Annotated in this window: 17 protein-coding genes and 1 tRNA gene; 1 reads left to right on the top strand and 17 read right to left on the bottom strand. The window is 37.7% G+C overall.

What is annotated here, in order from left to right; all coding sequences use genetic code 11:
* Positions 1-309: 309 nt before the first annotated feature.
* The 17 genes from QNI15_RS34290 to QNI15_RS34370 all read right to left on the bottom strand — a co-directional run bounded on the left by QNI15_RS34290 (position 310) and on the right by QNI15_RS34370 (position 20,128).
* On the bottom strand, positions 310-1,860 hold the full coding sequence (locus QNI15_RS34290) for a serine hydrolase domain-containing protein (RefSeq protein WP_314036350.1): 1,551 nt from the start codon (positions 1,858-1,860) through the stop codon (positions 310-312).
* Entirely contained in the window at positions 1,857-2,648 is a 792-nt protein-coding gene (locus QNI15_RS34295) for an ABC transporter permease (protein ID WP_313988114.1), read from the bottom strand. The genes QNI15_RS34290 and QNI15_RS34295 overlap by 4 nt, the downstream gene beginning before the upstream one ends.
* A gap of 5 nt (positions 2,649-2,653) precedes the next feature.
* On the bottom strand, positions 2,654-3,358 hold the full coding sequence (locus QNI15_RS34300; protein ID WP_314036352.1) for an ABC transporter ATP-binding protein: 705 nt from the start codon (positions 3,356-3,358) through the stop codon (positions 2,654-2,656).
* 11 nt (positions 3,359-3,369) lie between these two features.
* Positions 3,370-4,170 carry a hypothetical protein gene (locus tag QNI15_RS34305; protein ID WP_314036354.1) on the bottom strand — a complete coding sequence of 267 codons (801 nt, stop codon included), beginning with the start codon at positions 4,168-4,170 and terminating at the stop codon, positions 3,370-3,372.
* A gap of 2 nt (positions 4,171-4,172) precedes the next feature.
* Positions 4,173-4,511 (bottom strand): PadR family transcriptional regulator, encoded by a 339-nt coding sequence (locus QNI15_RS34310; protein WP_314036356.1) that lies wholly within the window; start codon positions 4,509-4,511, stop codon positions 4,173-4,175.
* Positions 4,512-4,744: 233 nt separating this feature from the next.
* Positions 4,745-7,249, bottom strand: a complete 2,505-nt coding sequence (locus QNI15_RS34315; RefSeq protein WP_314036358.1) for a glutaminase family protein — start codon at positions 7,247-7,249, stop codon at positions 4,745-4,747.
* A 78-nt stretch (positions 7,250-7,327) separates the two neighbouring features.
* Positions 7,328-8,035, bottom strand: a complete 708-nt coding sequence (locus QNI15_RS34320; RefSeq protein WP_313999251.1) for a DUF3823 domain-containing protein — start codon at positions 8,033-8,035, stop codon at positions 7,328-7,330.
* Positions 8,036-8,046: 11 nt separating this feature from the next.
* The gene (locus tag QNI15_RS34325) at positions 8,047-9,939 is read right to left on the bottom strand and encodes a RagB/SusD family nutrient uptake outer membrane protein (protein WP_314036360.1); all 1,893 of its coding nucleotides are present in this window, start codon (positions 9,937-9,939) and stop codon (positions 8,047-8,049) included.
* A gap of 16 nt (positions 9,940-9,955) precedes the next feature.
* Positions 9,956-13,510, bottom strand: a complete 3,555-nt coding sequence (locus QNI15_RS34330; RefSeq protein ID WP_314036362.1) for a SusC/RagA family TonB-linked outer membrane protein — start codon at positions 13,508-13,510, stop codon at positions 9,956-9,958.
* Positions 13,511-13,584: 74 nt separating this feature from the next.
* Complete coding sequence (locus QNI15_RS34335; protein ID WP_314036364.1) at positions 13,585-14,589, bottom strand: FecR family protein; 1,005 nt, start codon at positions 14,587-14,589, stop codon at positions 13,585-13,587.
* Positions 14,590-14,879: 290 nt separating this feature from the next.
* Complete coding sequence (locus tag QNI15_RS34340) at positions 14,880-15,542, bottom strand: RNA polymerase sigma factor (RefSeq protein WP_313999257.1); 663 nt, start codon at positions 15,540-15,542, stop codon at positions 14,880-14,882.
* A 375-nt stretch (positions 15,543-15,917) separates the two neighbouring features.
* Positions 15,918-16,409, bottom strand: a complete 492-nt coding sequence (locus QNI15_RS34345) for a DUF4126 family protein (RefSeq protein ID WP_313999259.1) — start codon at positions 16,407-16,409, stop codon at positions 15,918-15,920.
* A gap of 36 nt (positions 16,410-16,445) precedes the next feature.
* Positions 16,446-17,828 carry a mercuric reductase gene (locus QNI15_RS34350; RefSeq protein ID WP_314036366.1) on the bottom strand — a complete coding sequence of 461 codons (1,383 nt, stop codon included), beginning with the start codon at positions 17,826-17,828 and terminating at the stop codon, positions 16,446-16,448.
* 430 nt (positions 17,829-18,258) lie between these two features.
* Entirely contained in the window at positions 18,259-18,618 is a 360-nt protein-coding gene (locus QNI15_RS34355; protein WP_313999263.1) for a hypothetical protein, read from the bottom strand.
* 305 nt (positions 18,619-18,923) lie between these two features.
* Entirely contained in the window at positions 18,924-19,271 is a 348-nt protein-coding gene (locus QNI15_RS34360) for a hypothetical protein (protein ID WP_313988086.1), read from the bottom strand.
* A 251-nt stretch (positions 19,272-19,522) separates the two neighbouring features.
* Positions 19,523-19,915, bottom strand: a complete 393-nt coding sequence (locus tag QNI15_RS34365; protein WP_314036412.1) for a GNAT family N-acetyltransferase — start codon at positions 19,913-19,915, stop codon at positions 19,523-19,525.
* A 138-nt stretch (positions 19,916-20,053) separates the two neighbouring features.
* Positions 20,054-20,128: transfer RNA gene (locus tag QNI15_RS34370), tRNA-Val, on the bottom strand.
* Positions 20,129-20,400: 272 nt separating this feature from the next.
* Here QNI15_RS34370 and rpmG point away from each other — a divergent pair.
* Positions 20,401-20,583: a 50S ribosomal protein L33 gene (gene rpmG, locus QNI15_RS34375; protein WP_313988081.1), complete on the top strand. Its 183-nt coding sequence runs from the start codon at positions 20,401-20,403 to the stop codon at positions 20,581-20,583.
* Positions 20,584-20,633 lie beyond the last annotated feature (50 nt).

Here is a 20,633-nt window from a genome sequence, read left to right on the forward strand (position 1 = left end):
AGGAAAGGATATAGTCTACTGTGTATACACTCTCAGAAAGTAGTACTTTTGCTGCAATGGCTATTTTTAAATGTAGGCATCACAACTAAACCTAAACCTACCTGATTAATATTTGTCCAGCAGTCAGCTCATATTATTTTTTATCAATACAACCACTTGTTTATCAATAAAATAACCTCAAAACAATGCTCTTTAATAAGTTAAACTATCATAGCGAAAGTACTTATTTCTATTTTAATTAGCCATGAAATTGTTCATACTAATTTCATGAACTATCAGGGCTTCTACAAGTAATGATGAAAGGACTAATTAGTTTACCCGTATCCCATCTCTCATATTTTTCGGCTTAAGCATTTTAGCTAGTTCAGGCTCCGTTGATAACTGTTTTTTGAAAAGATATGTTAAGGGCTTATTGTAATAGCTTTTACCAGATATCTTCCCATTTTTTAGTACCAACTGAATCATAGCTGTATGTGATCTCATAGGAGCTATCAGTTGAATAGAATCTTCTTTTAAGTCTGTTATTTCAAATGGTACAGGTTCCCTGTTATCAAAAAGGATGGTTCCTTTCAACATATTGGAGACTTCATAGAAATATAAATAGGCATTATCATATTTTTCTTCTCCATTTTCAATTTTTATCTGCCACAAACCAGTCCAACGCTGATTTAACATCCTGTTAAACAGGAAATGATTTTCATCCTTTTTCTCCTTTAAAAAAATATGAGCAATTTCTACCAATGTCTCATCGGCAAAGTTCACCATTGCGGTATTTGAAGTAAATCCAATAACAAGATTGGATTCAGGAAATAGTAATATGTATGCCTTTGCAGTAGGCATAAATCCTCCATGACCTATAATCACTTCATTATCTGCTGTCTCATACAAAATAAATCCAATTCCAAAACCTGTAGTGTCTTTTTGAGAGGTTAGTTGAGGCGTACACATCATCTTCATCGTTTCTTTACTAAACAATGTGTTTGTTAGTAATGCATTTCCAAATAATACCAGATCATTGGCATTGGAGCTCAATCCTGCACCACCCCAATTGAAACTTAAATCCTGAAAGGGGGCATCCACCCAACTCGCATCAGAAGAATTTTTTATATAGAACTTAGTTATATCTTTGATCCGGTTCACTGGAATCTCACCAAAGGTATTCTTTAGTCCAGCCGGAATCCAAATCTCATCCTGTAAGTATTTTAAAAATGATTTGCCGGAAACGCGTTGAATAATAGCACTTACTATTGAAAAGTTGTAAGAGGAATATTCACATTTCTGTCCGGCAGAAAACAACAAAGGAGCATTAGAAAAAAGCCTCAATGCGTCTTCTACATGAGTATAATGCTCTGTTTTCTCTGACTTGTCAGCCCCATAGTAATGCCGTATTCCAGATTGATGACTTACCAGATGTCTGATTGTAATATGGGAATAGTGTTCTGGTAAATCTGGTAAGTAATAGGTGATGGTTGAATCCAGATGTATTTTTCCTTTTTCAATCAATTTGCCTAGCGCACTTGCTGTAAATAACTTGGATACACTGGCAATTCTAAAAATAGTTGTGGAATTTACAGGTGTTCCCTTGCTAAGATCAGAAAATCCAAAATTCTCAGACCAGCATATTTGGCCATCTACAGCTATTGCAACCTGAGCTCCAGGCAGGCCACTGCCTCGATTTGACTCAGTCACTATTTTTCTGGCCCTTTCTATAGCTCCTCTATATCTTTCTGAGTATACATTGGTACCCTGCCAACTTGAAACTCCATATTTATAATTTCCAATATCTGCATCATACTTGTTGCATGCGGGAAATAACAGCCATAGACTCAAAAGTATAGTATAAAAATAACGTATGTTCATATGACACTTTTGTAACGGGTCAACAGATAATGCATACATAAAAGCAATACTCCTCCAATAAAGCCATAGTAAACATATTCCATGTTCAAAAGATGATTTCCAGTACCAAAGGAATCAAAAGCCAATGCAGAAAAATTAAAAGGATGCCATTGTGCATAAGGAAATCCTGTATATCCAGATCTATTAGTGTATAAAAAAAGAACAAAGGCAGAGACATATCCCAGCAATCCAATAATGATTGCAACAAGTATGGATTTGACATAATAGCTAACGCAATATAGGATAGAAGTAATGCTTGCAGATGCTGCAATAAACTTGCAAGAAGGAATAAATGCCTCAATCCAGTAATTGGTATCCTGAAAGCCTAGTTCTGGTCTTAGTTTTGATAACACATAGCCGCTTAACATGATAAAGGAATAGAATTCCAGCACATTTATGATCAAAATAAAATAGGCAAACACAATTTTTGAAAAGAACACAACTTCAAATGGTACTGATAAAACCCTCAGATTTTTCCATGTATTATTTCTGTGTTCTATATAATTGACATGACATATCAAAAGAATCTGAAGAAAAACGAAAATATGAAAGTAGGGTTTATAGTTAAAGACAACGTACCAACGCCAGGGATTTATGACATCTAATGCATGATCGGCCCAAACAGTCAGAAAAGTAACAGTAGTGATAACTAAAGGTACTAACAGAACAAACCATAGAAGAAAAGTATTTCTGTGTTTTAAAAACTCAGAAATAAATCCATTGCGAAATAGGATCAGATAAGTATGCATCCTCGTTAGGTGGTAAGTGCTAGAAAAGATTTTTCCAGATTTCCAGATTGTTCGATCAACTTTTCCTTTGTTCCCTGAAATTGAATTTCACCTTTATGAATAACAGCTACATTTGTTATGATCTTATCTAACTCATCCAATAAATGTGAGGAAAGAAAAATTGTTTTGCCATGATCTTTATGAAGAGTAATCAATAAATTTCTTAGTTCAATGATACCAAGAGGGTCCAATCCATTAGCTGGTTCGTCCAGAATTAGTAAAGGGGGATCATTAATCAAGGCCATTGCAAGCCCTAACCGTTGTTTCATTCCTACAGAATAATTCCCAACTCGTTTATCGCCTTCTGTACTTAATCCCACTAATTCAAGTGTTTGCTCAATCCTACTATTACTTATCCCTAGTAATACGGCAAGAATTTTTAGATTATTATGGGCAGATAGATGAGGATAAAAGGAAGAATGGTCAATCAGCGCTCCTACCTTATGTAATAACTCTGGTTTATTCTTTGACAACTCTTTTCCAAACAAAAATACAGAACCTTTTTGTGCAGAAAGCAATCCAAGAAGAAGTCGGATGGTGGTACTTTTTCCTGCGCCATTGATCCCTAAAAAGCCAAAAATTGAATTCTCAGGTATCTTAAGATTAAGAGTTCTAAGTATATTCTCTTTCTTATAACCGAAACTCAGATTTTTTGTCTCAATTACATTCATACTCCAATCAGTTACAGGTATTTTTGTAGAAACAGTTTCAACTCTCCTGCCTTCTTCAGCATAATAGATACACTGAAGGCGCAAATTGCTATTAAAACGAGGTCATCCAGAAAGAATACGACAGCTACATTTGATCTGAACAACTTTATAGATAATGCCAGTGGAATCCACAACAAACTGATAACTGCAGTAAGCTCCAATGCGAAGGAAAAGAAGTCTATCATTGTATTATTCATTGAAAGACTTCTCTTTATTGCTTTTAAATAAAAAGGAATAGCTATGGCTAGAATCAGACTGACCCATAATAGCATTCCTAACAATCCTTTACCTTCAAACTCAATGAATAGAAAAATAAAAACGCTGAGTACAGCAAGACTGGTTATGATTGTAAATAGGAACAGATTACGTCTAAGATCGTTTTGCTTTCTGTGTAGAAATATACTGTGATACATAAAAAAGATCGATAAAGAGATACAAACCAAAATCAATCCGGGATTTACACCCGTTGTAAATAAATTGAAAGGAGCAATTAAAAAACTTAACAGGCAACCATAATAAATCAGATTCTTTACTCTACTCCTACCTTCATTTATCAGATGAATAGTTTCCTGTTGAATAGTTATGATTGTAGATTCCCCATGAAGATCATACGATGCACAGCGATAAGCTTCCTCAAAGGAGTATCCTTTGCTCATATATACTTCAATACTACAGAGCAAATGATCCAGTAAATCATTCTCTAGCCCTGGCATTCTAATGCCATTCTGATTAAGATCTTTCTTTATTATGTCTATTTGTTTGTCTGTTAACATAGCTATAGAGAATTAGTAGCTTTTTCCAGAAATAACTGCATCGTTTTAAGAAATCGGTTTAACTCGGTTGTTCTATGTTCTGCTTCTAGCTTCCCTTCTGCTGTAAGTTGATAATAACGTCTGGGTCTGTTTCCGATCAAAACCTCTTCAACGTTGATTAAGCCATCATCCATCAGCTTATGCAACGCAGGATACAGAGAACCTTCTTTTATAATTAAGTCCTCATTGGTCAACTCTTTTACTTTTTGGCAGATTTCATATCCATACATCTTCCTGTCTGGATATAATAACTTCAGGATAATAGGGGTAAGGGTACCTCTAATCAGATCTTTCGAATACATAGATAAACATAGTATTATTATCTATGTATTCAAAGAAATAATTCAAAAAAAATCAGTTGTTACAGAAAGTTGCAGGAGAATATCCAGTTACACTACAAAACAGAAAGCCAGACACTTACTAGAGAAGAAGCTATTTGTATTTATTTATAAAACCTCAAAGCCATCTTCCGGAATTACTCCAAAAGATGGCTTTGGCTGTTAAAAAATCAAAATGAACAGCGATCAGGTAATTCTTAATTTTTGGACTGTTTCTTTTTCAGGTAGTCATCTAACAATTTAATATAATACCCTCCTACTACAGATCTTGCCCGGAATCCTACAGACTCGCCATTGGTAGTTTCATGCCAGTCACTCAATGGAATACGACTAGGACCTTCATTGGCAAAAACATATACAGGATGAAGAATCTGCTGGAAATCCTTTGGTGAATTTGTCAGAGTAGCAGTCCATATAATCCAGTCAGACTTGGTATAGCTTTTCCGGCTATCCAGAGGAAGTCCAAACTTATTTTGTTTTGTCAGATAATAACTGATTTCCTTTTTTGCAATTTCAGGGGAGAATATATTCAATCCCAGCATTTTATCCCATACCAAATTGTATTTCTGGCTCCAGGTCCCTTTTTTATCAAAAGTAAGGCTGTAATGGTCTCCATCCTGAGCCATTTGAGTCCATTTTTGTGCCATATCTTTGGCTAACGCATTGTAGGTTGTAGCAGTACTGGCATCACCCTGCATTGCTGCCAGCTTTCCGTAACCTGCTATTCCCAGAATGGCTTTGATGGATAGGTTAGCATTGTGAGCCAGATGGCCTGCAAAATCGTCTGTACATAGTTGGTTTTCAGGATCAAGTCCCGCTTTTTTCAGGTATTCGGCCCAGGTAGTCAATGCTTTCCAGTGTTTTTTAGCATAGTCGGCATTTCCCTCTACCTCAGCAATAGCAGTGGCCAGAATAAGCATATTACCGCTTTCCTCTACAGGCATGTCTTCTCCATATGTCTGTCCGTTTGCTTGAGGATACGTACCAACATCATGAGCAGCAAAGGGCTTTGTCCACTTTCCACTTTCGGTATAGTAAAAAATAGGGTCCATCATACCCTTCAGCAAAGTCGGATTATATAACAAAAACAAAGGCGCAGATGGGTAAGTTACGTCTACTGTTCCAATAGATCCATTACTAAAGTTTTCCTTTGAGAAAAAGAAAGGTATTCCATCCGGACCCGCTACCAGCTTGTGGGCGGCAATTGCTTGTCTATAGCCTAGTTCACATAATTGTGCGTACTCCTCACCACCAGATTGAAGGGCGTCTTTGTACAATTGCTGATCAAAACTTGTACACTCCTGTATAAGTTGTTTGTATTCTTTCTCCGCAGAAACCAACATTTTCTCAAAGCTAGTTCCTGAGTTTCGTCTCCACCATGCCTTCAAAGGCGTTTTAAAAAACTCTACAGATTGAATGTCATCATAGCCAACCAGTACATGTGTAGAAGCCGGAGTTGTACTTACTTTTCCTAGATTATAGCTAATAGCCAATACCGTTGGTTGGCTACCCACTTCACGGGCCGTCAAGGCATCATCTGTTTTAGGAAGAATTCCTGTCTGAGTAAAAGCAGCATGTGCCTTAGGAGCCTCTGTAATCACAGTAGTTGTTTGTGGTGATTTTCCAGCAGCCACATAGACATACCCCCAATCAATACGAACATTATCCCCTTTCGTCTGTAACATCTTTTGTGACTGAGTACCTGCACTCAGAATATGTAGTGTTTCATTAGACGATCTTTTACCAATTACTGTCTGTTCCGAATTGTTTACTGCTAATTCTGCAGAAGCATCAAAATACAGTTGTACATCATGTGGTTTTCCATCATTGGATTGCACATCAAATGTCACATAGGAAACCGGACGAGAAAGAACGTCGAAATTACTCATAAGTAACGGAGAGGTAAATGTCACTTTCAGATCAACCGGGCCACAAGCAAAGTCATAGATACTTTGAGTAGCTTTTACAATGACAGATTTTTGTATAACAGGCTGAATGGCAACAGAAGGTTTGATTTCATCTGCTAATCCAAAATCCAGATGCTGCCCACCTGCAGTATTAGCACAATGAATAGCAATTAGATTTTTTCCTTTCTTTAGGGAAGATTTAACCTGGTCAGAAAGCTGTATAGCCTTGTATTCATCAGTCCAGCAATTGCATGTATAGGCTTCAACACCATTGATATAAACTTCAACATTGTCGTCATGCTTCAACAATAGCAACAATTTATTAAAGTTAAGATCTTTCAATTCCACCTCTCTTCTTACCCACAGATCATTTGAATTCCATTTGGTTCGCATGGTCTGATCTGCATCTGGTGCAAAACCACCCTGACCTGTCTTCCAGAAAGTCGCATTATAAGTAGGTTTCATCCAGTCTGCACCTGGATTTTCAAAAGTATACTTCACAGCATAAGGCTTTTGAGAACCTGTTGGAACAATAGTCTTACGAGAAGCTATTGGCGCTCCCATAAAATCAAGTGTTTTGCCATCTACCCGTATCTTTCCTGTTAGCCGATGTGGACGCCCCGTCCAATGGCGGGTAGGTTCATCATAAAGTTTATCAGAAAAAGACCATACACTTGTATACGGATCAATGGTAATTAACGGGACAGCAGGAGAACGAAGATCCTGAGCCTGTAGCTGAATGCAAGCCAGGGAGAGTGCTAAACTTGTAAAAACAGAGAAAAACTTGTACATCATTATAAAGTAAGTGATTTAAGGATATGGTTTGAAAAATGAATAGGAAACCTAGTATAAACTTTGATTGTGGTTACACAATCAAAGTTCGATCTTTTGAACCGGAGAAAAAATCATATCTTCTATTCCACTGATTTTTACTCCAATTCGGGCATATACATAATCCTGAGCAGAAGCAGATGAAGGTACAGTCACACTTAAGTTGACATTATTTAGATCTGTGATAGTACTACCTGTTATCTCTTGATCAACCACACGGGTGCTTTTATCTACAAACTGAGTTTTGCTAACATAGAGTGATACATATTCTACATCCTTTGCATACAATATATCTGTAATGATTTTTTCCACGCTACAGGAGGCGGTAACCTTTCTATCACCTGTACTTGAGAACTGTGCATTACGGATCATATAATATGGTAATACTTCAATATCTAATGTCTGGCTCCCTTTAAGATCAACTATAAGTGTATCAGAACCTGTCTGATCATTCTGAAGCATCCTGAAAGGGCCTTGTCCGGATTGAAAAACAAGTTTGTATGTAGACTTAAATAATATAGTCGAATAGGAACCATCCTGAGTAACAGGCACATTAATAGGAATTTTTGTTTGCCAGCCTGGTTCCCATAATTCAAAAATCACATTGTCATAGGCTACATTAATAGGCTCACCATTATATACAATCCGACCTGTCAGATAAGTGTCAGGTGCATCGTAATTATCGAAAGCACAAGAACTTACAGTTGTGATCATCATGATACCAGTAAGATAAAATAATATCTGTTTCATAGAAAGAAAGATTAATTCTGATTGGGGTTCTTAACGATTTTAGGATTGTTGTTTAGGATATCATTATTAATCTGCGAATAATAATTTCCCATGCGAAACCAATCTGCATTTGTGACAGGGCCAGGGACAATCTTTTTGAATACCCACTTACCATCAGTAGGACTTCCTGGATTGTATACTTTATAAGGCCACAAACCAAACGGACGGGTACTGGACTCTGTCGCTTTACCAGGGTTACTGGTTAGGTCTGTACTTACCCCATTCCATACCAAATGAGCTATACGCCAACGTTTCATATCCCAAAGCTGGTGCCCTTCAAACGCCAGTTCCACTTTTCGTTCATGTACAATACGATCAAACGTAATCTGATCAGCAGTAAGTGGTATAGTGAATCCAGCACGTTCTCTTACCTGATTGATGTAGGTTGCAGCCAGGTCGAACTTCTCTAATGCAAAAGCAGCCTCTGCTGCATTTAGCAGGACTTCGGCATAACGATAACGAATCCACCACACATCGCTTTGTGTACCTAACTGTCCAGAGCCTTTAGCTGGATCTAAGTATTTACGTACATAAAAACCTGTTTGTGCACTAAATTCCAGATTATCAATAGGTCCGCTAAAACCTACTACCTGTTGTAGCTCTCCTTGTACTGATAACTTCTTTTTACCTCCCAACACATCTGCAGTGACAACAGAACCATTGGCCAGCATATATCCCCCCCAAATATCTACTTCTTTATTTTTGAATTGTGTTCCTGGCAGAATTACAGTTCCCCACAAACGAGCATCCCGTCCGATAAACAAATCCTGTGGATTGTTAAAATAGGCAACCTGATTATTGGCTCCCAGTAAAAAACCTTTTGAATCGGTTGCGGTAAGTGGAGCAAAGGTATTATCAAGTTTTTCAAACGACTGAACCAGATTCAGTGAAGGGTTCAATCGTCCACCTTGTTGCTCTTCTGCCTGATACCGAGGTTGATTAGATATTGTCCATCCATGCACATGTCCGCTTTTCAGTTTGTAATCTTCTACAAAGATGACTTCAGGGTTATTTTCTTTATCATAGAACAGACTAGCAAAGTTCTCTGCCAGATCAGGCTTCTGATTGTACAAAGAATACTTTCCACTCGTGATAAGTCTCTGTGCTGCATCAAGTGCTGTTTCATAATAGGTTACAGCCTTACCTGCAGGAATACCTACTTCTTCACCAGGAAGTGATACTTGTGGAGTATTTACGCCATAACGAGCAATAGAGGCTGCATATAAAGCAGCACGTGCCTTCATCGCTAGTGCAAGACCTTTGGTAGCTCTTGATTTAATAGTTGGATCATCAGGTAATTGTGTACTGATCGTTTCCAATTCAGTGAGAACAAAATCATATATTTCATATTCCTTTGCCCGTGGATATTGCAAATAGGTAGGATCTCCACTAAAATCATATGCCAAAGGTTCTAGAATCAAGGGCACACCGCCCATGCGTTTTGCCATCTCAAAATAAGCTGCAGCTCTCAGAAAGTGTGCCTCAGCAGCAAAACGGGATCGATCTGCAGGATCCAGCTTCTCGGCTGCCTCACATTTCTTAATAAAGAGATTCAATTCCCGCATATATCCATAATCCCAGTAACTCCAGTCTCCATACCCATAATTCTGGTTTTTATGACGTCCATAATCTGGATTTGCAGAGGCAAAGGCTTCATCAAAATTGGTAAACTCTACCCAGTTTTCAATTGTCTGATAATCTGGATAGCGGTCATACAAATCAGCCAGTACAGAGAAGACCAATCCTTTATCCTGCCATACCTGTTCATCCAGCAGAACATCTTTAGGATCTCTGTTCAGAAAATCCTCATCGTTACATCCCCAGGTGATGAAGAGCAACAAAAAAAGAAGTGTATATTTTTTCATGGTAAAGTGCGTTTGTTTAGAAAGAAAGATTAACCCCGATATTAACCAGCTTACTTTGTGGATACTGCAAACCATTCTCATCCATAATCTCCGGATCTACTCCCAAATGGCGTACATTATCAATTGAGAACAGATTATAGGTATTTACATAAATACGGGCTCTTTGTATTTTAATCTTATCAGTTAATGCTTTAGGAATAGAATACCCTATCTCCATTGTGCGTAGACGCAGGTATTTGACATTGGTTAGCCAGAAGGTAGAGTTCCGGTAGTTGCTGTGCCTACCATCATTAAAGCGAAGAGCTGGATACTTACCAGGAATCCATTCACTATCAATATTGTAAGGATCTGCCCGATGCCAGCGATCATCATACAATTCTTTCAGCAGATTACCGGTATTCTGATAAGCAACCCGCATCTCATATTGTCGGTTATAGGAGTACATAGTACCTCCCGAGAAATCGGCTCTCAGATCAAATCCTTTCCATGCTGCAGAAAGACTAAGACCATAATTTACAATAGGATTTTTATCCCTCGCATAGCCAATAGGTCTCTCATCATCACCGTTAATTACCCCATCACCATTAACATCCTTATAAATTAAGTCTCCAGGCAACAAAGTTTTATTACCTTCACCATCAATATTTACGTCATAGTCATTGATTTGGGCCTGAGATTGGAATTGCCCTATTACTTCATATCCCCAATAGGTACCACTCCAACGATCTTCATTAGAACCTCGGTATCGATCCCATGAGTTGCCAAATCTGGGTTTATAAGAGGAAATAGCACGGCTTCTTGAATAAGAAATATTTCCACCTACAGAGAAAGTCACCTGATTGATTTTGCCACTATAGAGTGCAGATATCTCTCCACCTATCTGAGCATCCGTATTTACGTTTTCTTCAGGTAAAGAATACCCTATTTCACTAGGAACTAATATGTCATATTTTCTTTCTCGTAATCCAGTACGTTTACGGTAGAAATAGTCAACTGCACCTGTTATTCTTCCATTCAGGAATGCATAGTCCAAACCAATGTCTGTAATCTTACTTGTAAACCAGGACAAATTAGTAATAGGCACACCTTTATCTCTGGCTCCTGTTACAACCTGTCCATCCAGAATAACCCTGGAAGTGGCATATCTATAACCTGGGATATACATAGGGTATCTTATAAACCTGCTGTTATCTGCATTAATCCCCATGTTGATATTGTCATCTCCCAGTTCACCATAGGATGCCCGCAACTTGAGATCACTCAGTACATTCCAGTCCAGATTTTTAAAAAATCCTTCTTCACTAATACGCCATCCTGCAGAAACCGAGGGGAATACTCCCCAACGCTTGGTAGGAGCAAACTTCCATGAAGCATCTCGCCGTCCAGCAATTTCCAGAAAATATTTATCAGCATAGTTGTAAGTAAACCGACCAACATATCCAATGCGTGCCTGTACCTCATCCTTATCATCGTATGTGTCCATATCTGAAAACTGTAAGATAGGAAGAGCATTCGTTTGAGGTACAGAGTGTACCCATGATTCCAGTTCATTTCGTTCGATTCTTTCTACAACAAAAGTACCCCCAACTGTATGTTTGCCAAAAGTGTTGTTGTAAAGCAATTGTCCCTGTACAACTTTCTCAAGGACCTTATTTACTCCACGTTCCCGCCATGGATTTGTACTACCACCAGTCCGTATATATTCGTCCTTCTGTGCATCATAGGTATAGGCATCATAGGTATATTCATGTCCATTCATTACTTTATCAGCAATATAGTATGAATACATTCCTTTCGCGACTAATCCTTTGAGGGGCAACTGATATTCGCCTGTAAAGTTACTTTGTAACACTCTCCAGTCTTCACGCCAGTATCCGGAAATAGCCTTATTCATAATTCCCCAGTTGGTATCATTATGGCCAATATCAGCTACATATTTGGGATTATCATTCGCATAGGGGCGTTCAGTAGGGCGATTACGAAATAGCGCAAAGCGAGGCGCCCAATAATCATCAGAGCCGGGTACTCCTGGCTGATCTCTGGTTTCAATCCGTCCGTTGATTTGTACTCCTACTTTAAACCGATTGCTTATTTTTGCATCTATGTTAGACTGTATATTGGTTCGGGCAAAGGTAAATTCCCGACCAAGGACTGAACTTTGATCCAGACGAGTTAGGGACAAATAGTAGTTGATTTTGTCAGATCCGCCTGTTGCATTAATGTTAATAGATGACTGTGGAGCATTGGGTTTTACAATAAACTTATACCAGTCAAAACTCTGATAACCCTTTTCAGTACCTGCCTGCCACTTAGCCAACTCTTCTGGAGTAATATCTGTAGTATGAAAAACTGAACCATTTATGTCAGCCTCTACTTTTCCTGTCATCCACTCTGCGGCATTTACTGTTTTCGGAAAACGAGTCCAGTTCTGCCAGCCATAATAGGCATCGACATTGATCGTATTACTGCTTCCGGCTTTTCCTCTTTTGGTTGTTACAATCACAACACCATTGGCAGCACGAGATCCATAGACAGAAGCAGAGGCATCTTTTAATACTGTCATACTTTCAATATCATTGGGAGACAAATTGTTAAACTGTCCAGCATCTTTCTGAATCCCATCAATTACATACAAAGGATCTCCCAGATTACGAACTTGTACGGTAGCCCATGCTCCAGGCCGTCCATCTGCCATACGAAAAGAAGCACCAGGAATTTTACCAGCCAGTGTTGCACTCACTGTAGATCCATGTACGTGTTCCAGATCTTTACTGGTAACACTGGAGATCGCACCTGTCACTGACTCTTTTTTCTGAGTTCCATACCCAATCACAACAACTTCACCCAGTGATTTCACATCTGTGGCCAACTTTATATCAATAATTGTATTGTTATTCAGAGGAATCTCTTCAGAGAGATAACCAATCGAGCTAAATACCAGAATACCATTTTCCTGTCCAGAAGGTATATTGAGTGAATATTTTCCATCTTTATCTGTAATAGCACCCTGAGTAGTTCCTTTCAGGCTCACACTTACACCAGGCAGAGGCTCTCCAGTATCTCCGGAAGTAACTGTACCGCTGACAGTACTCAATGTAATAGCACGTGTTGTGGCAGGATTAGCCTGTATAGTTGTAGTTGCCAGAGAACTCTCAATATGAATACCTTCAATCAAGTTTAACTGTGATTTGGAATCAGATTCTTTAGTTCTTTTCTTATCAGGAAAAATAATATAGTCATTTTTCTGCACCTTCTCGAAAGACAAATCCAAAGGTTTCAGAATCTGATTTAATACGACTTCCGGATCAGGGTTATTCAGACTGGATTTTTCTACACTTACCATCTGACTTCCAATCAGGTCCGGATCATAGTTAAATTTTACTTTATAACGTTTAGCCATTTCCGTTAAAACCAGATAGAGAGGACGACTGCCCTGGTTTTGAGTACCAGCACTTTTTACAGGCCTTGATTTAGGAAACAGGGCTAATACCTGTCCCGGGGAAAGTTCAGGCAAAAGGATAACTGTCGCAAAGAATACCAGATTCTTTGCACACAAAGCGTAAGTTCGCATGCTTAACGAGGGTTAATAAGTGAATTGACTACTCTTCTCTTGCACTAAAAGGCAGCATTCAAAAACAAATGACATTAATTATTGTCCAGAAAAATTGTTTTTCCCTGCCTTGTAATCCGTAAATTGTGTGATTTAGAAAGCTTGATTAATAAATTATTGATATTGGTAACTGATGCCGATCCACTGAATCGTCTGGTAGAAATCGTGGAATCATTAAATACTACTTGATAGCCATAGTTATCTTCCAGCAACCGGGCAATATCGGCCAATGATTCTTTTTCAAAGTTTAATTCACCCTGTGTCCAGGCAGAATACAATCCAGGATTGACTTTTCTATGCATCAGCGATTGCTTCTCTGAAAATTCAACCAAATCTCCCGGAACCATAAGAAAAGGCTTCATGAGTTGCTTAGGTTGTAACCGAACAGATCCTTCACTAAGTACTACCCGGGTAAGTTCCCTCCTATTATTTACATCAAACTGAGTTCCCAATACTTCTACTGCCACATTAGAAGTATGTACAATAAATTTGCGATACCCATTATGAGTCTTCTGTTTGGCAACATGAAAAAATGCCTCACCTTGTATCCAAACCTCACGATCTTGCATGGCTGTCCAATCTTTTGAAAAGGAGATTTGTGAATTACCATTTAAAACCACCTCGGAGCCATCTGGCAAAATAAACTTCTGAGTCTTTCCAAAATCCGTTGCATATTGCACCATACTCCAACGTGAATAAAAGAATATAGCTACTCCCACTATAACAAGAAATCCGATGAATACAGCTGCCATTTTTAACCATCCAGACTGAAAAGAAGATTGTGAACGAACCTCTGTTTCGTCAATCTTGCTCCATAGTATACCAAGGTCATTTTTTGCCTGCTGCTCCAAAGATTTATCTGCTTCAACTATGAAAGCAGCTACTAATCTACGAGCATCTTCTACTTCTTCTGCCTTATGCGGATTCTCTTTAAGCCATTCTGACCAAAATGATTGGTGAATTGGCTGTGGAGCTTTTACCCATTGCTGGAAAAATTCATCAGCAACAAAATCTTCAACAGAATAATTAGTGTATTTCACTGAATGTATCAAAAAGGTAGAAAAATGGATCTTTGGTATTATGTAGTAAAAGAGAAGGACTTTTGAAAAGCGTACTCATGAGAACTCAAAAAAATTTCAATTATTTTATCTATTATCTTATCCAAACCAGAACTGCATCATGTCAAGCTTTGTATAAGAGGAAAGACAGAATATAAGAAGGGAATTAAGAAAGAAAGGGTTAAAGACATCCGATTCTAGATAGACATCTATTAGCCAAACCAGGGAGTAATGTGCGGAAAGTAAAAGAAAAATAGTTTGTTTAGGCTAATCTAAAAAAACAGCCATATTAATGTACCTGTTAGCCACAGAATTGTAAAAATATCTTTTTGTAGAAGTTTCTCCCGGATAGACTTTACGCCATTGTGAACCAGATTTTTGACAGATTGATAGTTAAGTGACATCATCTCTGCAATTTTTTCATAGCTCAGATCCTGATAAAACTTTAGATAAATAGCTTCCTGTTGTCTTTTAGGCAAACTGGAGAGTTCTTTTAGAAGATAGTTTTTTTGTCCCTCCTCACTTTGTTCCTTTATTAGCAGTGTTTCAAATGAGTGAACACTTGTCTGTTCTGAGATTTCATTAAGTTCAAGAAAAGGATTCTTCCGAATAGTCTCCAGTCGTTTGAAAACTCTTCTTCGAAAACTTCTAAATACATAAAACTTTACGGAATCAACCTCTGCCACAGACTCCCGATATAACCACATCTCCAGAAAAATTTCCTGAATGCAATCTCTAATCAACTCCTTATCAGGATAAAGGCTTACACCATATGTATGAAGAGGTTTATAGTATCGCAGAAAAATCTGAGAAAAGGCCTGGCGATCTCCTGCTTTACTTTTCTGCCATAGTTGCTCATCAGCAAGTAGTTCGTATGCATTGGTGGCAGCGTCCCCAATATGTCTAACGGACTTTGATTTCCCTCTTTGGAACATACTTTAGCACTATTTATGGTTAAGCGGTCCTTGTATTTACTGTTCAGCCGTTTTATAACTATTGTAATGGTTCATGTCTAAACTTTCTATAAGGGAGGTAACCATCTGAACAATGACAGGCTGTTGTGCAGATACAATATTACTATTTTTGGCATTTATAAAAAATTTTAAAAATAAAACATTTATAGTGCAAAAATAATCATATTGCGTGACTCATTGAAAAAGGTTGATTATTTGTTATACTCAACTGACAAAAGAAATAATTGTCACTATGACAAAAATGGATTTAAAAGGGAAAAGAAGTAGGAATGGAATGCATATATAAAGAAAGCCCTGAAACTATCTCAGGGCTTTTATATTTTTAAGATTCAATGTTTAACTTTTTGCAGAATTTACAAGCCATTTACCACCTGCTACCACAATAGCATCTTCTGCAGTACCCAACAATGCATCGGGTATTTGAGTTTTCTCTGCTAACTTCTTTCGGGTATAGAATAAAGCATATGTAGAGACGAGTGCTGCCAGCCCACCGATAAGCATTCCCTTAACTACATCCTGATTCCTGGATCTGAAAAGTAACGCCCCACACAAGGTACCAGATACCATACGACAAGCAACACCCATAGGTGTAATGCGGTCTCCAACAGTTGGAACTTTATCCATAATGAGTTCAGGGATCGCCATTAGCTGCATTACTTGCGACACAGACTGATTACCTAAGAATCGGATCAGTTTAGGAGCAAAAGCTTTAGTTGGATTTTTTGACAATAAGATACTGGTAACAGCAGGTGCACTACTGGTCCTTGAACCTGCCAATCCCCCAATAATAGCCGCCTGCAAAAAATCTTTCGTATTTGAGCTTAACATAGTATATAAGGATTATATATGAATAACCAAGTGTTCTTAATCTAGCGACATAAAGAGATTGTTTAATGATTCGGAAAATGTGGGATGAGCAAAAACCCCATCTCGTATTTGCTCATATGTGAGCTTACCCATCATAGCTACTTGCAATACAGACACAATTTCTCCTCCATCTACTCCTATTATAGCAGCACCTAGTATCTGTTTCGTTTTTTCATCTACGACTGCCTTCATAAAACCACGTGTCTCTCCAGTTTCTCTGGCTCGTGCCACATGTTCCATAGGTAGTTTAGCAACCTTAATATCATATCCCTTTTCACGCGCTTGCTTTTCTGACAATCCTACTCGTCCTAACTGAGGATCTGTGAATATACAGTATGGTATCAATCTATCCCGAGTAGTCAGGTTAGCATCATCCAGCAGATTTTTACTTACAATTACATAGTCATTGTAGGAAATATGGGTAAATGCCGGACCACCTTTTACATCCCCCAAGGCATAGATTCCGCTAACATTTGTTTCCAATCGGTCATTTACCTCAATATATCCTTTCTCATCTGTATTGACACCTGTTTTATCAAGAGACAAGTTTCCACTTTGGGGTTTTCTTCCGCTGGCCAGTAACAAATGTGAACAGACAATTTCATTGGACTGACTACCTATTTTCAGGGTTGCTAGTATCTTGCCTTCTCCTGATGGTTTCACCTGACTTACTTCAGCATTAAGTTCTATTTGAATACCTTCTTCTTCCAATATCTTTCTCAATTCAGTTGCAACATCTTCATCTTCCTTTACAAAAAAAGTGTTACTTCTCTCCAGAATTGTCACCTTACTCCCTAATCTTCTATATAATTGAGCAAACTCCAGTGAAATATATCCAGCACCAACAATGAGTAAGTGCTCAGGCACTTGTTCCAGATCCAGGATAGAGGTGGATGTGAAATAATGTATAGTAGAAAGTCCTTCAATCTCTGGGATAACAGGAGCTGCGCCCGTATTAATAAAGATGTATTCAGCTTTAATTTCCTGTGATTTACCATCCCGGCCTTGAACAGTAACAGTCTTGAAACCTGTAAATACAGCTTCCCCATACAATAAATCCAATTCTTCAGTATCTTCTACTCCTTTTTCCAACCCTTGGCGGGAACCCAAGATGATAGAATCTTTTCTCCTTTTAATAAAGGGCATATCAATTGAGACACTATCTTTGTTCACTCCCCATTCCTTACTATGCCTGGCTAAATAAGCAATTCTTCCAGATGCTATCAACGTTTTTGTAGGGGTACATCCATCATTTACACAGGTGCCACCCAAGATTCTTTTTTCTATAAGAAGTGTCTTTTTACCAGATTGAGCAAGCTTTTTAGCCAGTGGCACTCCAGCTTGACCAGCTCCGATAATCAGTGCATCATATATTTTCATACCTGACTCAGGAAGGTTTAGTATCAGATTAAGGTGTCAGAAATAAACAAATATGTAAAGAGGTTACCACTGGGGTAACCTCTTATTAGTCTTCGTTATCCTAAAGATTGCTCAATACAGATAACTCATTCTTATTCTGGTTTAAGATATCTTATTCACCCTGTTACTAACCTATCAATCTATACTATACATTCTGACTCTTACTAATTTATTACAGGTTTTATCTTAAACCAGCTCTACTGACCTATTCAGACTAACAACGAGAATGAAAAAATTTCTGTACCAGAGCAGTGAAAATAATCTAAGCAAGTTGTTTGCAGCCTTATTGACAACTTTTAAATAATAAAATGGATATAATGTAGTGCTTTTTACCAGAAATGAAGAAAAAGCTACCCTGTAGCATAGGAGAGGTGTACTAAGTGCAACAACTTCATACAATAGGAATTTTATGCTCACTATTTTTAAATAGCTCAATGTATGACAAAAGTATCTTGTGCAATTCAAGTAAATCTTCCTGAGGTTCTTCCCACCAGAAAACTTTAATCCTGCGAAAGAAATTCTCAAAAATAGTTAGCCCATATAAAGTTCCATCCAATCCGATTCCATTCATGGGTATGATGCGAAAAGGTATGCTAGTAGCATAGATCTTTTCCAGCAAGTAGGTTAACTGTTCGACAGAAATGAGAATTCTTTTATAGCCAGGCGCTATCATCTTCCGATTTATCAGCACATTTTCATAGAGAGAATAGACTTGAATACCACTCTCTTCTCTCTCTGTCGGATATCCCATATATAATTTGTTTCAAAAGGAGGCATATAGAGAATCTGCACTTTTAATTGACCTATATCTAAAATAGACAAATCTTCGTCTATAGGTCTCGGACTGCTTAGAACTTCTTTTCTTCTTGCCTCTTCTTCGATTCTTTGCTTTTCTCGCCTGGAATCTCCCACACTTTTAATTTTATGAGCATAGGCATCTGGATCAATCGGCGGTTTGGGTTTGTACACGTTCTACCTGATTTATTGAAGGACACTCAAATATAATGGATATTCTATTTTTCCGGAAATGTATAGTTACAAAATGAAAAAGTCCGGTTATAACCGGACTTCTTGTAGTTGTAGTGTTTCCGTAATGTCTTCAAAGACACTATACCCTCTTCCTATTTTGTCTGATTTCTCAACGGTTATAAATACATCCTGCCCTCCCTCATCAAACTCATGATATATATGTGTTATGACCAAAACCAGCTTGGCATCTTGTTCGATTACATCAACTATTCGATTGCGTATCTCTACTATTTTATCCGGATGTTTGTCTGATATAACTTCAAATCCGTCTTTGCCTAAAAATATAGCTTCGCCAACCCTTGGCAGATAAGTTAGTTTACCTGTTAGCTTTAATCTAAAGGGTAATCCCAATACTAGTTGAATAGTAGATTCCATGTCTATGAATAAGTGATTATGAATAAAATTTAAAAACATACTGAATGTCCATGTAGATTGGACCTGCATCTATTGCATAAATAACAGTGCCTGATTAAATTTTACTGAGAGATGATAGATTTGTATAAGTAGTCTGGAGATCTTACTATTGCTTGTCTAACTACTTTAACAGCCAGGGTTGATTCTCTTTATAAACTTCGAAATAAACTTCGAATCTTACCTAGAAGTTATGGAGTAAAACCACAAAATACTTACTGCCGTAATTCAAAAAAAATATAGACTTCATTGTCTGACAGCCCTCTCGCTTTTTCAGTAAATCCTCTTTTAGTGTAAAACGCCATTGCGTTTCTATTTTTTTCTATACACTTAAGCCTAACAGGAAGACCAATTTTATTTATTATCGCATCCAGTAATTGGGTTCCAATACCAAGGTTATGATAAGTAGTATCCACATATAAATGATGAATGAAATTGTCAGCTAACCAACCTGAAACAAATCCAACCACTTTATTCTGTGCAAGTGCAACTAAGATATACTCCTCTTTCGTTTCCTTGTCGAAGTCCAATAAAGTAAAAACGCTTGTATCTATCCACAAAAAAGTTTGTTGTCTGACTTCCCAAAACAGAGTCCGTAATTCAGCTATGTCCTGTTGCTGCTTTTCTCATATTTTAATTTCTGAAATTGTATTGTTCATAAATTGAAATAATGGTCTGTAAAGCAACTAAAGTAGTAGAAAATAAAAAAGGCCTTAGAGATTATCTAAGACCTTTTGCTAAAAAAGTGGAGGCTGAGGGATTCGAACCCCCGACCCTCTGCTTGTAAGGCAGATGCTCTGAACCGGCTGAGCTAAGCCTCCTTTTATTGACCATTGTTGGACTTGTTGTCATTCAATGGGACTGCAAAAGTATGGTCTTTTTTTTACAACGCAATATCTGGAACAAAAAAAAATCAAAAAAAATATTTTCGCACAGAAAATCAAACTGACTATCAGTATTTTAACATTTTTAAAAATTTCTTCTTGTTTCAGAAAAAATCTTTCTTCATAATTTTTCAAATTCCGATAAAATTATTTTAACTTTGCAGTCCTGTTTTTAAAAAGCATTCGATTCATTAAAAATATTTACAAAAATGGCAAAGAAAGGTAACCGTGTGCAGGTAATTCTGGAATGCACCGAACAAAAAGATTCTGGCGTTGCAGGAATGTCTCGTTATATCACTGTTAAAAACCGTAAAAACACAACTCAACGTATTGAGTTGAAAAAATATAATCCGTTCCTGAAAAAAGTAACGGTTCATAAAGAAATCAAGTAATCGTTCGTGTTAGCTGGTTTTTAGAAAAGTTTATCTAAACAATAGCATTC

This window comes from Xanthocytophaga flava, from assembly GCF_030068545.1.
GTDB lineage: Bacteria > Bacteroidota > Bacteroidia > Cytophagales > 172606-1 > Xanthocytophaga > Xanthocytophaga flava.

Excerpts from the sequence above, each read along its gene's own strand:
- QNI15_RS34340 (WP_313999257.1), bottom strand. The coding sequence starts at position 15,542 with ATGTTCCAAAGAGGGAAATCAAAGTCCGTTAGACATATTGGGGACGCT.
- QNI15_RS34295 (WP_313988114.1), bottom strand. The coding sequence starts at position 2,648 with ATGCATACTTATCTGATCCTATTTCGCAATGGATTTATTTCTGAGTTT.
- QNI15_RS34305 (WP_314036354.1), bottom strand. The coding sequence starts at position 4,170 with ATGTTAACAGACAAACAAATAGACATAATAAAGAAAGATCTTAATCAG.
- QNI15_RS34330 (WP_314036362.1), bottom strand. The coding sequence starts at position 13,510 with ATGCGAACTTACGCTTTGTGTGCAAAGAATCTGGTATTCTTTGCGACA.
- QNI15_RS34310 (WP_314036356.1), bottom strand. The coding sequence starts at position 4,511 with ATGTATTCGAAAGATCTGATTAGAGGTACCCTTACCCCTATTATCCTG.
- QNI15_RS34355 (WP_313999263.1), bottom strand. The coding sequence starts at position 18,618 with ATGGGATATCCGACAGAGAGAGAAGAGAGTGGTATTCAAGTCTATTCT.
- rpmG (WP_313988081.1), top strand. The coding sequence starts at position 20,401 with ATGGCAAAGAAAGGTAACCGTGTGCAGGTAATTCTGGAATGCACCGAA.
- QNI15_RS34325 (WP_314036360.1), bottom strand. The coding sequence starts at position 9,939 with ATGAAAAAATATACACTTCTTTTTTTGTTGCTCTTCATCACCTGGGGA.
- QNI15_RS34290 (WP_314036350.1), bottom strand. The coding sequence starts at position 1,860 with ATGAACATACGTTATTTTTATACTATACTTTTGAGTCTATGGCTGTTA.
- QNI15_RS34350 (WP_314036366.1), bottom strand. The coding sequence starts at position 17,828 with ATGAAAATATATGATGCACTGATTATCGGAGCTGGTCAAGCTGGAGTG.
- QNI15_RS34300 (WP_314036352.1), bottom strand. The coding sequence starts at position 3,358 with ATGAATGTAATTGAGACAAAAAATCTGAGTTTCGGTTATAAGAAAGAG.
- QNI15_RS34345 (WP_313999259.1), bottom strand. The coding sequence starts at position 16,409 with ATGTTAAGCTCAAATACGAAAGATTTTTTGCAGGCGGCTATTATTGGG.
- QNI15_RS34360 (WP_313988086.1), bottom strand. The coding sequence starts at position 19,271 with ATGGAATCTACTATTCAACTAGTATTGGGATTACCCTTTAGATTAAAG.
- QNI15_RS34320 (WP_313999251.1), bottom strand. The coding sequence starts at position 8,035 with ATGAAACAGATATTATTTTATCTTACTGGTATCATGATGATCACAACT.
- QNI15_RS34315 (WP_314036358.1), bottom strand. The coding sequence starts at position 7,249 with ATGATGTACAAGTTTTTCTCTGTTTTTACAAGTTTAGCACTCTCCCTG.